At 69.4% G+C, this 14,551-nt stretch carries 17 protein-coding genes and 1 riboswitch; of the genes, 4 read left to right on the top strand and 13 right to left on the bottom strand.

Going from position 1 to position 14,551, the window contains the following annotated elements:
• Positions 1-67: 67 nt before the first annotated feature.
• The 11 genes from AC07NS_RS12600 to AC07NS_RS12650 form a co-directional block, all read right to left on the bottom strand.
• The gene (locus AC07NS_RS12600; RefSeq protein ID WP_494603647.1) at positions 68-1,519 is read right to left on the bottom strand and encodes an efflux transporter outer membrane subunit; all 1,452 of its coding nucleotides are present in this window, start codon (positions 1,517-1,519) and stop codon (positions 68-70) included.
• Positions 1,516-2,418, bottom strand: a complete 903-nt coding sequence (locus AC07NS_RS12605) for an efflux RND transporter periplasmic adaptor subunit (protein WP_494603649.1) — start codon at positions 2,416-2,418, stop codon at positions 1,516-1,518. The genes AC07NS_RS12600 and AC07NS_RS12605 overlap by 4 nt, the downstream gene beginning before the upstream one ends.
• 7 nt (positions 2,419-2,425) lie before the next feature.
• Positions 2,426-2,626 (bottom strand): DUF1656 domain-containing protein, encoded by a 201-nt coding sequence (locus AC07NS_RS12610; RefSeq protein WP_110118573.1) that lies wholly within the window; start codon positions 2,624-2,626, stop codon positions 2,426-2,428.
• A complete protein-coding gene (locus tag AC07NS_RS12615) occupies positions 2,623-4,632 on the bottom strand; it encodes an FUSC family protein (protein ID WP_494603651.1) in 2,010 nt (669 codons plus the stop codon). The genes AC07NS_RS12610 and AC07NS_RS12615 overlap by 4 nt, the downstream gene beginning before the upstream one ends.
• A 9-nt stretch (positions 4,633-4,641) precedes the next feature.
• Positions 4,642-5,010 (bottom strand): MarR family winged helix-turn-helix transcriptional regulator, encoded by a 369-nt coding sequence (locus AC07NS_RS12620; protein WP_494604231.1) that lies wholly within the window; start codon positions 5,008-5,010, stop codon positions 4,642-4,644.
• A 243-nt stretch (positions 5,011-5,253) separates the two neighbouring features.
• Positions 5,254-7,938, bottom strand: coding sequence for a pyruvate, phosphate dikinase (gene ppdK / locus AC07NS_RS12625; protein WP_494603653.1), 2,685 nt, complete (start codon positions 7,936-7,938; stop codon positions 5,254-5,256).
• A gap of 387 nt (positions 7,939-8,325) precedes the next feature.
• Positions 8,326-8,508: a DUF3606 domain-containing protein gene (locus AC07NS_RS12630; RefSeq protein WP_494603654.1), complete on the bottom strand. Its 183-nt coding sequence runs from the start codon at positions 8,506-8,508 to the stop codon at positions 8,326-8,328.
• Positions 8,508-8,678, bottom strand: a complete 171-nt coding sequence (locus tag AC07NS_RS12635; protein WP_494603656.1) for a hypothetical protein — start codon at positions 8,676-8,678, stop codon at positions 8,508-8,510. The genes AC07NS_RS12630 and AC07NS_RS12635 overlap by 1 nt, the downstream gene beginning before the upstream one ends.
• 147 nt (positions 8,679-8,825) lie before the next feature.
• Positions 8,826-9,986: a glutathionylspermidine synthase family protein gene (locus AC07NS_RS12640; protein ID WP_494603658.1), complete on the bottom strand. Its 1,161-nt coding sequence runs from the start codon at positions 9,984-9,986 to the stop codon at positions 8,826-8,828.
• Between the two features lie 9 nt (positions 9,987-9,995).
• Complete coding sequence (locus tag AC07NS_RS12645) at positions 9,996-10,730, bottom strand: PspA/IM30 family protein (RefSeq protein ID WP_494603659.1); 735 nt, start codon at positions 10,728-10,730, stop codon at positions 9,996-9,998.
• A 29-nt stretch (positions 10,731-10,759) separates the two neighbouring features.
• Positions 10,760-11,197 carry a YjfI family protein gene (locus AC07NS_RS12650; RefSeq protein WP_494603660.1) on the bottom strand — a complete coding sequence of 146 codons (438 nt, stop codon included), beginning with the start codon at positions 11,195-11,197 and terminating at the stop codon, positions 10,760-10,762.
• A gap of 143 nt (positions 11,198-11,340) precedes the next feature.
• Here AC07NS_RS12650 and AC07NS_RS12655 point away from each other — a divergent pair, with 143 nt between their 5' ends.
• From AC07NS_RS12655 to AC07NS_RS12670, 4 genes are read left to right on the top strand one after another with little or no spacing between them, the layout of a single operon-like run.
• Positions 11,341-11,979, top strand: coding sequence for a YjfK family protein (locus AC07NS_RS12655; protein ID WP_494603662.1), 639 nt, complete (start codon positions 11,341-11,343; stop codon positions 11,977-11,979).
• A 26-nt stretch (positions 11,980-12,005) separates the two neighbouring features.
• Positions 12,006-12,419, top strand: coding sequence for a DUF350 domain-containing protein (locus AC07NS_RS12660; protein WP_110118566.1), 414 nt, complete (start codon positions 12,006-12,008; stop codon positions 12,417-12,419).
• An 8-nt stretch (positions 12,420-12,427) separates the two neighbouring features.
• A complete protein-coding gene (locus AC07NS_RS12665; RefSeq protein WP_494603664.1) occupies positions 12,428-13,075 on the top strand; it encodes a DUF1190 domain-containing protein in 648 nt (215 codons plus the stop codon).
• 59 nt (positions 13,076-13,134) lie between these two features.
• Entirely contained in the window at positions 13,135-13,275 is a 141-nt protein-coding gene (locus AC07NS_RS12670) for a hypothetical protein (protein ID WP_487291573.1), read from the top strand.
• Here AC07NS_RS12670 and AC07NS_RS12675 read toward each other — a convergent pair.
• Both AC07NS_RS12675 and cobU read right to left on the bottom strand, forming a co-directional pair.
• A complete protein-coding gene (locus tag AC07NS_RS12675) occupies positions 13,260-13,616 on the bottom strand; it encodes a response regulator transcription factor (RefSeq protein ID WP_494603665.1) in 357 nt (118 codons plus the stop codon). The two genes, AC07NS_RS12670 and AC07NS_RS12675, sit on opposite strands and share 16 nt — an antisense overlap.
• Before the next feature lie 131 nt (positions 13,617-13,747).
• A complete protein-coding gene (gene cobU / locus AC07NS_RS12680; protein ID WP_494603667.1) occupies positions 13,748-14,263 on the bottom strand; it encodes a bifunctional adenosylcobinamide kinase/adenosylcobinamide-phosphate guanylyltransferase in 516 nt (171 codons plus the stop codon).
• Positions 14,264-14,301: 38 nt separating this feature from the next.
• Positions 14,302-14,502: riboswitch (cobalamin riboswitch) on the top strand.
• Positions 14,503-14,551: the final 49 nt, after the last annotated feature.

Raw genomic sequence — 14,551 nt, forward strand, 5'->3', positions numbered from 1 at the left:
TGAGTTCTGAGAGACCCCTCACCCGACCTGCTTCGCAGGCCACCCTCTCCCACAAGGGGAGAGGGATTCAGCGCTGGGCCTGCACCACCTTCACCGCCGGCGCGTTTTCCCAGCCGCCGCCTAGCGCCAGGAAGAGGTTGACCTGATCCGCCGCGACGGCCGCGTCAGACGCCGCGAGGGCGGCTTCGGCGCCGGCCAGGGTGCGTTGGGCGTCGAGGCCCTGCAGGTAGGGCGTGCGGCCGGCCTTGTAGAGGATGGCGGCCTGGCGTTCTGCCTTGTCGGCCTCGTCGCGGGCGGCGCGCAGGGCGGCGTTGCGGTCGAGTTCGTGGGCGTAGGCGGTCAGGCTGGTCTCGGTCTCGCGCAGGGCGTTCAAAACGACGCCGTCGAACTTCGCCAGCGCCCCGTCAGCGCCGGCCTCGGCGCCTCGGATACGGGCGCGCTCGCCCTCGCCCGGCAGGGTCCAGGAGACCAGGCCCGACAGGCTCCAGCGGTTGGCGGCGGGTTGGCCCAGATCGGCCAGCAGGCCCGTCGTGCCCGCGCCCAGGCCGAAGCTGATGTTCGGATAGAGCGCGCCGCGGGCGACGCCGATGCGGGCCGTGGCGCCAGCTAGGGTGCGCTCGGCCTGGCGGACGTCAGGACGCCGCTTCAGCAAAGCCGCGCCGTCGCCGACCGGCAGGGGCTGCGACAGCTTCGGCGGCGCCGCGCAGGCCTCGACGGCTTTCGGAAACTCGGCGGGCGGCTTGCCGGTCAGCACGGCCAGCTTGTAGAGCGCGGCCTTGCGATGGGCCTCGAAGGTCGGGATGGCGGCGCGCTGCAGCTCGACCTGGGCGCGGGCTCGGGTGGCGTCCAGCGCCGTGCCGCGGCCGGCGGCGATCAGGCGATTGGTGACGTCCAGGCTCTTGCGCTGAAGATCGAGCGTCTGTTCGGCGACGTGGATCTCGTGGCCCGACGAGCAGGCCTCGACATAGGCGCGGGCGACGTCGGCGGCGACGCTGACGCGGGCCAGGTCCAGAGCCGCTTGGCCGGCGTCTTCGTCGGCGTGGGCGGCCTCGGCGGCGCGCTTGAGCCGGCCGACCAGATCGACCTGGTAGGAGACCTTGACCCCGGCGTCAGCCAGGTTCTCGACCGGCAGGGGCTCGGTCAGCAGGTACTGCTCGCCGGACTCGCGGGCGTGCATGGCCGCAGCCGAGGCGCCGGCCGAGAACCCGCCGGCGTCGTCGGCCTCGCCGGCCACGGCGCGGGCCCGGGCCAGGTTGGCGGCCGCGACGCGCAGGTCGGTGTTGGCGGCCAGGGCTTCCTGCACGAGACCGTTCAGGGTCTCGTCGTCATAGAGCTTCCACCAGCCGTCGGGGACCGGGTCCTGGCTGACAGCCGGGTTGGCCGCGCCCATGAACGGGGCCTGGGCGGCCGGTTCGTTGATCTTGGCCGCGTCGGGGCGCTTGTAGTCGGGACCGACGGTCGTGCAGGCGGCCAGGACCAGCAGAGAGGCGGCCGCGCCGAGGGTGCGGAGCGTACTCATTGCTTCGCCCCCGCAGCCCGCACGCCTTGGCCCAGAACCGCGACGGTGGCGGTGCGGCCGGCGATCAGGCGCAGGTCCTTCGGGGTCTCGTCCAGGGCGACACGAACGGGCACGCGCTGGGCAAGGCGCACCCAGCTGAAGGTCGGGTTGACGTTGGGCAACAGGCTGGCGCCGGCCGCGCGGTCGCGGTCCTCGATGCCGGCGGCGATCGACTGGATGTGGCCGTGCAGCGGGCGGTCCTCGCCCATGACGCGGACGTCGACCTTCTGGCCGACATGCAGGCCCTTGAGCTTGGTCTCCTCGAAGTATCCCTCGACCCGGAACGAGCGGCTGTCGATCAGGGCCAGCACCGGCTTGCCGGCAGTGACGTAGTCGCCGGTGCGCAGGGTGAGGTCCGACAGGAAGCCGTCGGTGGGGGCGGTGACCAGGGTGCGCTTCAGATTGAGGGCCGCGAGATCGCGGGCGGCGTCGGCCTGGGCCAGGGCGGCTTGGCCCTGCTCGACCTTGGCCAGGCTCTGCTCGGTGACCTCGCCGGCGACTAGGTCGCCCAGCAGGCGGTTGCGGGCCAGTTCGCGGCGGGCCTGGGCCAGCTGGGCCCTCTGGGCGGCGACGGCGGCGTCGGCCTGCCGGACGGCCAGGGCGTAGCGGTCACGGTCGACATAGAACAGCGGCTGGCCGGCCTTGACCGTCTGGTCGTTGACGACCTGGACGTCGGTGACCAGGCCCGAGACGTCGGGGGCCACCTGGACGATGTCGGCGCGGACGCGGCCGTCACGGGTCCAGGGATCGACCTGGTAGTGGTCCCAAAGGCGCTTGCCGCCGATACCGGCGACGGCGACGACGGCCAGGGTGACCGCGACGCGGCCGGCTTGGGGGAGGATAGTTTTCAGCTGGGGCATGTTTTTCTTACGGACGGACGAGGGCCACGGCGGCGGCCCAGAGGATGACGAAAAGCGCGGTGTCGAAGAGCGCCGGGTGCCAGACGAGGCGGTAGGCGCCGGTCCAGGACAGCACGCGGCGCAGCACGAAGGTGGCGGCCAGGGCGGCCACGGCCGAGACGAGGACGGACGACAGGAAGACGCCGTCGATGTTGTATTCGCCGATCATGCGGCGGGCTCCGGATTGAAGGCGGGGGCGTCGGGGAAGAGGTTGCGGCGCAGGCCGACGAGGCCGGTGACGCCGCCGGATACGAAAACGGTCTGGCCCATCCGGGTCAGGGCCTGATCGAGACAGGCCAGCAGGTCGGCGTGCGGCGACTGACGGCGGCCGGCCGATAGCGCGGCGTAGTGGTCGCCGATCCCGTCGAGCACGGCGTCGAGGCTGGCGCGGGCCGGACCCGAGACCTCGCCGCGCGCGCCCTGGACGGCGACGAGGTTCATGCCCACCCGCAGGTCGCGCAGGACATCGACGCCGACCAGGTCGTGGCGCTCACCCACCGCAGCCAGTTTGGGAGTCAGCAGGCCCAGGCGGTCGACCAGGGTGGCGGCGAAGGCGGCGGGCTCGGGGGCGTTGCGGGCGCGGGCCAGGCGGGCGAGGCCTTTCCAGGTGCGCGACAGCAGGCGGCGGGCGCCGGCGTCGATGCTCATCGAGCGCATGGCGGCGGTGACGAAGATCGCCGCGCCCAAGCCGACGAACTGGCCCAGATTGACGTTCAGGAAACTGGCGAAGTCGGCGCTGAAGGTCTCCTGCAGGGCCATGGCGTTGCAGAAGCCCATCAGCACGGCGAGCGCCGCCCCCATGGTCTTGGGATTGGGAATGAACAGGCCGATGAACAGCAGCGGCGGGGCCAGGGTGGCGACCAGCAGCAGGAAGCCGTCGATGGCCGGCAGCACGGCGAACATGTAGAGCGCCGACAGCGGCAGCGAGACCAGGGTGAAGATCCCGAAGCTGCGGATGGCCGGCACGGGGTCGTCCATGGCCGCGAAGAAGCAGCAGAACACCGCCGCCATGACCGGGGCCGTGGCGCCGTCGCTCCAGCCCGAGACGATCCAGATGGCGCAGGACAGCAGGACGGCGATGGCGGCCGCCGCTCCTGAAAGCAGCGCCAGCGGGAAGTCGCTGTGCATGCGACGGCGGCCGGCGGTGACGGTTGCGGCGGCCAGGGCCGGCGACAGCGGCGCGTCGGGGTTCTCGAAGCGAACCATCAGGGCGTGGCCCTCGGCCAGGGCCTGGACAGTCTCGGCCAGACGCACCAGCAGGCTCTCGACCAGCAGGGCGTTCCAGTCGCCGCCGCGGCGCGTGGCGGCTTCGGCGCGCAGGTGGTCGATCAGTTCCAGGCCCGGGCCGCGCGTGGCGCCGGCCTCGATCCAGGCGACGACGGCGTCGAGCGCCTGGCGGGCGGCCGGGTCGCGGACGTCCTTGAGGGCCAGCATGCGGTCGGACAGGCCCGACAGCAGCGGGATGAGGATCAGCAGGCGCTCGTGCAGGGCGCGGACGACGCCGGAGGTCTCGCGCAGGCGCGAGGTGTCGAACGGCAGGTGGACGGCCAGCATCTGGATCTCGCTGGCGGCGGCGGCCAGATGGCGGCGGTCGCGGGCGAAGGCCTGGGCGTCGGCGCCCTTCAGCACGTCGAGCGCCCAGCGGTCGGCCTCGCCCAGCCAGGCGGTCAGGCGGGCGCGCAGCACCGTGCCGACCGGGCGCGGGAAGACGAGGCTATGGACCAGGGTGGCGCAGACGATGCCCAGGCCGATCTCGACCACGCGCCAGACGGCCAGGTCGAAGATGGCGGACGGCTGGCTGACGGCCGGAAAGCCGATGATGGCGGCGGTGTAGCCGGCCAGCATCAGGACATAGCTGCGCGGCGTGCGGTCCAGCAGCGAGACGGCCAGACAGCCGCCGACCCACAGAGCCAGGGCCAGGCACAGCAGGACCGGCGCATTGACCAGGGCCGGCACCAGGGCGACGGCGGCCGCGCCGCCCAGCATGGTGCCGAGCACGCGGTACAGCGCCTTGGAGCGCACGGCGCCGGCCAGCGGCTGGCTGACGATATAGGCCGTGGTCATGGCCCAGTACGGACGCGGCAGGCCGACGGCGAAACCGATCCAGAGAGCGAGCATGGCGGCCGCGAAGCTGTTCAGCGAGAACAGCAGCGTCCACCGGTCGAGCTTGGGCATGGCGGGGACTTAAGCCCCCTGCCCGTTGGCGGCTTCCAGCGCCGCCTCGAAGGCGGCGAAGGTGCGCAGGGTGGCGGCAAGATCGTCGTCGCTGACCCCGACCAGCAGTCGCGAGCGAACGGCCTGGACGGTGTCTTCGGCGATCACGGCCAGGGCCTGGCCGTCGGGGGTGAGGTGCAGGGTCTTGGCGCGGCCGTCGGCCGGGTCGTCGCGGCGCTCGACGAGGCCGGCGGCGCACAGCTGGTCGAGCACGCGGACCAGCGACGGCCCTTCGACTCCCAGCTCCTCGGCCAGCACCCCCTGGCGCATGCCGCCGCCGGCGCGGGCGATGTGCAGCACCGGCAGGGCGCGGGCGTCGGACAGGCCGTGCTCGGCCAGGGCGCGGTTGACCTCGCGGCGGTAGATGCGCGCCAAGCGCAGGATGGCGCCGGTGAAGGTGCGCTCGCTGAGGATGCGGACGTCGGTCATGGAACGATGCTCGAAGAACGATAGGTAGCTTGCTATCTATTTAGATAGCTTCCTATCGATGTTCGTGCAAGCGGGCGAATGACGAAAAACGGCCCCGCTCGTGGAGCGGGGCCGTTTCAAGTTGTCGCAGTCTTGAGGGGAGCTCCCCCCTCCCTACTTCCCGGCCAGAGCCGCCTGCGCGGCCGCCAGGCGGGCGATCGGCACGCGGTAGGGCGAGCAGGAGACGTAGTCGAGGCCGACCTTTTCGCAGAACGCGATCGAGGCCGGGTCGCCGCCGTGCTCGCCGCAGATGCCGAGCTTGGCGTCCGGACGGACCGCGCGGCTGCGCTCGGCGGCGATGCGGATCAGGTCGCCCACGCCGTCCTGGTCGAGGCTGACGAAGGGGTCCTTTTCGAAGATGCCCTTGTCGATATAGGCGCCCAGGAACTTGCCGGCGTCGTCGCGGCTGATGCCGAACGTCGTCTGGGTCAGGTCGTTGGTGCCGAAGCTGAAGAACTCGGCGTTGGCGGCCAGATCCCCGGCCCGCAGGGCGGCGCGCGGCAGCTCGATCATCGTGCCGACGGTGTACTTCAGGTCGACGCCCTGCTCGGCCAGCACCGCCTTGGCGACGCGGTCGGTCAGCTCGCGCAGATACTTCATCTCCTCGCCCTTGGCGACGAGGGGGTGCATGATTTCCGGCACCGGGGCGGCCTTGCCCGACTTGGCGATCTCGCAGGCGGCCTCGACGATGGCCCGGACCTGCATCTCGTAGATCTCGGGATAGGAGACGCCCAGGCGGCAGCCGCGGTGGCCGAGCATGGGGTTGGTCTCGTGCAGTTCCTTGGCGCGGCGCAGCAGCTTGGCGGCGTCCAGACCCGTGGCCTGGGCCACGGCCTGCACGTCTTCCTCGGTGTGCGGCAGGAACTCGTGCAGCGGCGGGTCGAGCAGGCGGATGGTGACCGGCAGGCCTTCCATGATCGTGAAGAGCTCGACGAAGTCGGCCTTCTGGAAGGGCGCGATCTTGGCCAGGGCCGTGCGGCGGCCGGCCTCGTCGTCGGCCAGGATCATCTCGCGCACCGCGGCGATGCGGGTGTCGTCGAAGAACATGTGCTCGGTGCGGCACAGGCCGATGCCTTCCGCGCCGAACTGGCGGGCGGTCTTGGCGTCGAGCGGCGTCTCGGCGTTGGCGCGCACCTTCAGGCGGCGGACGTCGTCGGCCCAGCCCATCAGGGTGGCGAAGTCGCCGGTCAGCTCGGGCTCGATCATCTTCGGCGCGCCGGCCAGGATCTCGCCGGTGGAGCCGTCGATAGTGATGATCTCGCCGGCCTTGAACTCGCGCCCCTTGGCCCGGAACAGGCCTTCCTTGGCGAAGATCGACACGTCGCCGGCGCCCGAAACGCAGGGACGGCCCATGCCGCGCGCCACGACGGCGGCGTGGCTGGTCATGCCGCCGCGGGCGGTGATGATGCCGCGGGCGGCGTGCATGCCGTGGATGTCTTCCGGCGAGGTCTCCTCGCGCACCAGGATGACGGCTTCGCCGTTGGCGGCGGCCTTTTCGGCCTCGTCGCTGTCGAAGACGATCTTGCCGGTGGCAGCGCCGGGCGAGGCCGGCAGGCCGACGGTGACGACGTCGCGGTGAGCGGTCGGGTCGATGGTCGGGTGCAGCAGCTGGTCCAGCGAGGCCGGCTCGACGCGCGAAACGCCCTCTTCCTTGCTGATCACGCCCTCGGCGGCCATGTCGACGGCGATCTTCAGCGCGGCCTTGGCGGTGCGCTTGCCGTTGCGAGTCTGCAGCATGTAGAGCACGCCCTGCTCCACCGTGAACTCGATGTCCTGCATGTCGCGGTAGTGGCGTTCCAGCGTCTCGACCACGGTCTTGAACTGCTGGAAGACCTCCGGCATCGCCTCTTCCATCGACGGCGAGGTGTCGCCCATCTCTTCGCGGGCGGCCTTGGTCAGCGACTGCGGGGTGCGGATGCCGGCGACGACGTCCTCGCCCTGGGCGTTGATCAGGAACTCGCCGTAGAGGCGGTTGTCGCCGTTCGACGGGTTGCGGGTGAAGGCCACGCCCGTGGCCGAGGTGTCGCCCATGTTGCCGAACACCATCGACTGGATGTTGACGGCCGTGCCCCAGCTTTCGGGGATGTCGTGCATGCGGCGATAGAACTTGGCGCGGTCGTTCATCCAGCTGGCGAACACGGCGCCGACGGCGCCCCACAGCTGCTCCTGGGCGTCCTGCGGGAACGGCTTGCCCAGCTCGTTCTGGACGGCGGCCTTGTAGTCCTTGATGACCGCGGCCCAGTCGTCGGCGGTGAGGCCGGTGTCGACGTGGACGTCCAGGCGGTCCTTATGGTCATCGAGGATTTCCTCGAACATGTGGTGCTCCAGGTCGAGCACGACGTTCGAGTACATCTGGATGAAGCGGCGATAGCTGTCGTAGGCGAAGCGGCGGTCGCCCGACAGCTTGGCCAGACCTTCGACGGTCTCGTCGTTGAGGCCCAGGTTCAGCACGGTGTCCATCATGCCCGGCATAGAGGCGCGGGCGCCCGAGCGCACCGACACCAGCAGCGGGTTGGTCACGTCGCCGAAGCGCTTGCCGGTGATGGCTTCCACCTTGGCGAGGCCAGCGGCGACCTGCCCGGCCAGCTCGGCCGGATACTGCTTGCCGTTGCTGTAATAGTGGACGCAGGCCTCGGTGGTGACCGTAAAGCCGGGCGGAACCGGCAGACCCAGCGACGACATCTCAGCGAGATTCGCGCCCTTGCCTCCGAGGAGGTTCTTCATCGAAGCGTCGCCATCGGCGCCGCCTCCCCCGAACGAATAGACCCAAAGGGACTTCGTCAGCGTCTCAACCGGCATTTTGAATTCACCCTGCGATAAAGTGAAAAAAGGCCGCGCCCTCTATCGGGGTCGTCTCGCCCTGGAACATGACCGCGTTCTTGAATCCCGCAGTGCAATATCCGTGGCCTCCCTAGCATTTTGGCCAAGAACGCGTCCACCTGCGCTTTGCGTTCCCGCAGTTTTGCCAAGAATTCAGCAAATCATTGCCATGACAACGTTGTCTTGATCGCAGTTTGACGGCGCTCGCCATTTCAAAGGCACGAAACGTCGCCACACGGACAATCATGCCGCCTTTTCGGGACTGGCGGACGACCACCGCGCGTCGCCGATTTGGATTGTGATCGCACAGCGGGAGTCGCCGGACGGACTCATGGGGGCCAGCGGGGGGGCGAGCGCCCTGCTCGCTCAGCGCTTCTTGCCGAGCTCGGCGGCGATGTCCTTGGTCATCTTGCCAACCTTGCGGTGGGCGGCGGTCAGCTGGTCGCGGGTGACGCCCCAGCGCTTCATCCAATATTCGACGGCCTGGCGCTCGGAGAGGTCGAGGCGGTCCTTGTCGATGAAGCCACGCTTGTCCTTGAGACCGGCCATCAGCTGTTCCACGGCTTGGAGGAGCCGGCCGCGATACGGTTGGCCTGCTCACGTTGGAAGCGACCGCCGCGCGGCGGCTTGGGACGGGCGGCGATCGCCGCCTGCTTGAGGCGCAGGGCGCGCTGGATCGGGGTCTCGCCCGGCGGGCCGTCGTCGTGGGAGTCGCTCATGGGGGTGAGATTAGCACGGGCCTCGCCCTCCCCCACATCCGTAAACCCCCTGTGAAAGCGGGGACCGAGGTGTTTTATCGTTTAGCGCCCCGCGTTTCAGAAAAAGCCTGGGTCCCCGCTTTCGCGGGGATTTTACGGAGAAGAAGGTCAGCCCTCGATGATGTGCGGCACGAACCGGGCCAGGTTCTTGGTGACCTGGCTGTCGTCCTCGCGGATGCCCATGCCCACGGGCTCGGCCCCGACGATCCAGGCGCCGACCACCGGGTGCTTGCCATCGAAGCTGGGCGGCGGGTGGAAGGCCTGAACGATCGCGCCCTCGGCGCCGTAGCCCTGGTCGAGCACGGGCTCGGCGCCCGCCCCGACGATCTCGACATTGGCGCCCTCGCGCGAGAACAGCGGCTTGCGCACATAGTTCGCGCCGAGGTCGGCGGCGGCCGGGTCGCCCTCGAAATAGGCCTCCAGCAGGTTGGGGTGGCCCTTGTGGCGCTCCCACAGCAGCGGAAGGATCGCCTTATTGGATAGGATCGCCTTCCACGGCGGCTCCAGCCAGCGGACCTTCGCCGTCGTGAGGTTGGCCGCGTAGGGCTCGCGCAGCATGTCTTCCCAGGGATAGAGCTTGAACGCCGCCTGCAGCAGGTAGCCGTCGTTGTCGACGAACTGCCCTTCCTCGTTCAGGCCGATGGCGTCCATGGCCACGAACTTGGGATCCAGCCCCGCCTGGGTGGCGAGGTCTTCGAGGAAGCGCACCGTCTGGCGGTCCTCGACGGCGTCGGCGTCGCTGGCGAAGTGCACGAAGCCGCCCTTGGGGAACAGCACGCCGAAGCGCTCGCGCATGGCCTCGAACAGGCTGTTGAACTGGTCGGTCCCAGCCGGCAGCGCGCCTTGCGCCAGCAGGTCCTCGAGCCACAGCCACTGGAAGGTGGCGGCCTCGAACAGGCTGGTGGGGGTGTCGGCGTTGTACTCGTAGAGCTTGGGCGGACCCGAGCCGTCGTAGCCGAAGTCGAACCGTCCATAGAGGGACGGCTCCTTGGCCCGCCAGGAGGCGGCGACGAAGTCCCAGTGCTCGGGCGGGATCGCCAGCTTCTGCAGGATCTCTTCGCTGGCGACGGCCTCGTCGACGAGATCGAGACACAGATCGTGAAGCTCGGCGGCGGCCGGCTCCAGATCTTCCTCGATCTCGCGCAGGGTGAAGGCGTACGCCGTCCCCTCGTCCCAATAGGCCTGTCCGCCGGTGTGGTGGTAGACGAAGCCGACGGCTTCGGCCTTCTCGCGCCAGTCTGGGCGCGGGGTCAGGGAAAGACGGCGCACGCGGGGTCCTTATTCGGTCTTCGAACCGTCGGTGGACTTCTGCTCGATCTGCAGCGGCGGGGCGGCCGGGGCCAGACGCGCCAGGATGTCGTCGGCCGACGACTGGCCCGGCAGGATGCCGGCCACGCGCAGCTTCTCGTCCAGATCCGCGCCCGTACGGCGATCTTCCAGTTCGCCGGCGGCCTTGATCTTCTCACCGCGGACCATCTGGCGCTCCTTGATACGCGCCAGGCTGTCGGCGGCCGAGCCGAGGGACGCACCCGCGCCCGCGCCGCGGGCGGTGACGGCGGCCTGGGCGCGCTGCACCGACTCGTTGACCTTCACGACCTCGACTTCGCGCTTCAGCGTGTCGATGCGGCGGTCAGTGGCGGCGATGGCGGTGTGGAGCTGATCCTCGGCCTCGCGCATGCCGGCGATCTGCGGCTCCTTCAGCGCGATGTCGCTTTCGAGGTCGGCGATGCGCTGGGCCACCTGGCGGGCCAGGTCCATGTCGCCCTTGGTGACGGCGGCGCGGGCCGAGTTCTCGTACTTGGCGACCTGCTCGCGCAGGCTCTTGACGTCGTTCTCCTGGATGCGCCGACGGGCGACCAGGGTGGCCAGGTTGTCGCGCGCCTTGGCCTGGGCCGTGTCGGCGTCGCGAATCTCCTGGTCGAGGATGCGGATGGCGTTGGCGTCGACGACGGCGGACGTGGCTTCGTGGGCGCCGGCGCGACCCAGGGTGAACAGCTTGCGCCAGATGGACATCGGAGGGCTCCGGGAAACTTCGGTTAGGGTCAGGCGGCGGTGGAGAACGAGGCGCGCAGGTCCGAGGCGGCCTCGATGGCGTTCTCGGCGAGGGTGCGCAACTCGATGACGATATCCTCGATCGAGGTCGTGGTCGAAAGCTCGCCGAACAGCTCGTAGTAGTCGCGGCCGCCGACGGCGCTGATGCCGAAGTTCGACAGCGGCACCAGCTTCTGGGCCTTCAGCAGGAATTCGTTGAAGGCGTGGCGGTCTTCCTGTTCGTCGACGGGCCACAGCAGGGCCGAGGCGGCGACCTGCTGGTCGCTGACGCTGACATAGATCTCGAGGTCGCCCTGCCAGTGCATGGTGACCAGCAGGATCGGGTCGGAGCCTTCCAGCACCCGCACGCTCAGTTCGTCGGCGCCCACGCCGGGCGCTTCGTCCAGGGCCGCCTTCAGGGAGCGGACAGTCCAGGGCGTCTGACTCATCGGGTCGTGATCCTCTTCACGGGCCATCTTGGCCGTTTCATACAAGATGGGAGGTCGAAGGCCAGTCGTCGAGAGCGAGCATGGCCCCTTTTACAGCGCAGGCTGGCGCCGTACATGAGGGAGCGTTCTTTCAGGGACCAACTATGTTCAGTCGCTTATTCGGCCGCAAGGAGCCCGCTCCCGAGTCGGCCCTGCCCGCCATCCGCAACGTGACGCTGGGGCGGACCGTCTGGCTGGACCCTCTGGCCTGGAAGCGCTTCGGCGCCGACAGCAAGTTCCCGCTCGACCACGACACGCTGGAAATCACCGCCCAGGGCCTGGTGGACCTGAAGGACGGCGGCTTCGTGCACCGGTTCTACACCGACGACCACGTGATGTTTCAGGCGGTCTCGGACGACCGCGAGGGCCAGCGCCTGACCGACGTCACCCTGTTCGTCCCCTGGGACAGCGCCTATCCGGGCAGCCGCGCCGATCGCGACGCCTGGGGCAAGCGCCTGCGCGCCCGCACCTTCACGCCCGCCGGCCTGCCCGAGTACCACCGCTTCTGGTTCGGCGAGGACGCCGAGAGCCAGGAGCCCGTGACCTTCTGGGAAGACCTGCACGACGACCGGGACGGGATCCCGGACCGGCGGATCTTCCAGACCTGCATGCTGTTCGCCCGCGACCTGCCGGGCGAGGGCCGCGAACTGCTGCTGGCGATCGAGATGGAGACCGAGGACCGCGAGGTCTCGTTCGAAACCATGATCGGCGTGCCGCTCGAAGTCGGCGAATTCCGCGCCTGAACCACGGTCCATAGGGGAAACTAGAGATGTTCGACGTCCAAGCCTTCGGCGAAAGCGCCCTGGCCTTCCTGGTGGCCTTCGTCGCCGCCGGCGTGTTCACGGTGATCTTCAAGATCGTCTACCAGGCGGTGACGCCCTACAACGAGGCCAAGCTGATCCGCGAGGGCAACGTCGCCGCGGCCATCGCTCTGGGCGGCGCCGTGGTCGGCTATGTGCTGCCGTTGGCGTCCGCGCTCAGCCACACCGTCAGCCTGCTGGAGTTCGCCGCCTGGGCCACCCTGGCCGCCGTCATCCAGATCGCCGCCTTCACCCTGGTGCGGTTCACGGTGCTCAAGGACCTGATCGACCGGATCGAGAAGGCCGAGGTCGCCGCCGGCGTCTACCTGGCCTCGATCTCGCTGGCCGTCGGCCTGCTGAACGCCGCCTGCATGACCTCGTGAGGCCGGACATGAACGCCCATTCCCCCCTGCCCGCTCCCAAGCGCCGCAAGCGCTCCAGCGCCGTGGCGCTGACGGGCCTGATGGCCGGCTCGGCCTTCACCCTGGTCGCGTGCGACGATCCCGGCTCGGCCACCCAGTGGGGCGATCCCCCGGCGGCCGTCTCGGGCAAGAAGGTCGACGCCTCCAGCTTCGCCAATCTCGACGAGTGCAAGGCCTCGGGCGACTTCACCGCCGACCAGTGCCAGACCGCCTATGACGAGGCCCAGAAGGCCAGCGCCGAGAACGCGCCGAAGTTCTCCGACCAGCAGAGCTGCGAGGAGCGCTACGGCGTCGATCAGTGCGTGCCGCGCAGCCAGGCCAACGGCGGCGGCAGCTTCTTCACCCCGCTGCTGACCGGTTTCATCATCGGCCAGGCGCTGGAAGGCATGAACAACCGCGGCTATCGCGGCGCGCCGATGTACCGCGACCGCGACGGCACCTACTACAGCGGCTCTGGCTATCCGGTGTCGCGCGACTACCTGACCGGCCGCAGCCGGGTGCGCACCGACAGCTTCGACGCCCCCTCGCGCTACGAAGCCCCGTCCCGCGTGCAGAGCCGCAGCAGCGTCATCTCGCGCGGCGGCTTCGGCGGCGGCTCGCGCGGCTTCGGCGGTTAGAGGGAACTAGAGGTACGGCGTCTCGCGTTGGTTGCTCGACGACCACGCGAGACGACCGCATGACCGACAAGACCATCACGGGTGTTCCCCAGCCGCGCTGGTGGCAGCGCCACCCCACCCTGGCCTTCTGCGCCGCCTGGGGTCTGGGTCTGGGGTTGTTCGCGACCGCCGTGGCCGTGGGACTTCAGGCCGCCGCCTGAACGCCAGCCCGCTCCATGGCGCGCACGGCCGACAGCAGACGAGCCGGCGTCACAGGCTTTTCGAGCCACTGGTCGGGCTCGACCTGCAGCATGCTCGGATCGCTGGCCGAGACCATCAGCACCGGCGTACCCCGCCCTTCGAGCGAACGGATCAGTTCGGCGCCGGTCATGCGCGGCATGGCGTTGTCGGTGATCAACAGGTCGGGCGCGAAGGCGTCAAAGGCTTCCAGGGCCTCCTGGCCGTCCCGGCTCCAAAGGACCTCGAAACCCGCCTCTTCCAGCAGGACCTCGTAGACGCCGCCAAGCAGCATGTCGTCTTCGGCGATGAGGATCCGTCGCATGGCAGCCCGCCCGTCGAATTAAGTGAATTCGAATGTGTAAACAGGTCTTAACCATGCCTGCGCCCCCGGTGTCAGCGTGCGCAATCGTCGCATAGCCGAAAGTTGAGCAAGCTGGGCGAGAGCGCCGAGAATCACTTCATCCGCAGGCTTAGTCCGGCCACGACCAGTTCGACGGCGTCGGAGGCGGCCGCCAGGGCCTGATGCAGCCGGCCGGCCTCGTCGCGGAACCTGCGGGCCAAGGCGTTGTCGGGCACGACGCCCCAGCCGACCTCGTTGGACACCAGCCAGAGCTCGCCATCGAAGGCGGCGGCGGACGCGACCAGCGCTGCCGCTTCGGTCGAAAGATCTTTTTCCGCCAGCATGAGATTGGTCAACCAAAGGGTCAGGCAATCGACCACCGCCACGCCGCCCGACGGCAGGCCATGCAAGGCGGACACGAGATCGATGGGCGCCTCCAGGGTGATCCAGCCCTCTCCGCGATCGGCCTGGTGACGAGCGATGCGCACCTCCATCTCGGCGTCGAAGGCCTGGGCGGTGACGACCATCACCGGTCGGACGCCGACCGCGGCGGCCTTCGCCTCGGCCGCCCGTTGCGCGAAGGCGCTCTTACCCGAGCGCGCGCCGCCTAGAACCAGGGTCAGTGACAACGGGGAACTCCAGATTGACGGTGTGCGGCGCACCCTATAGTCCAGCCAGCGCGACAGGTTCCTCCCAAAGAGGATGAAAAGGGAACTCGGGTGTGAAACCCGGGCTGCCCCCGCAACTGTAAGCGGCGAGTTCGCGCGTCACATGCCACTGGGTCTGTTCCTCGGAAGAGAGCTGGGAAGGCGACGCGCAGCAACGATGACCCGCGAGCCAGGAGACCTGCCTGTCGCGGTCGTCCTTCGTCCGGCCGGGGTGCGCCGTACGATCGGGTCTTCCCGCATGGCGACGCT

This window comes from Caulobacter sp. GW821-FHT10A10, from assembly GCF_059415745.1.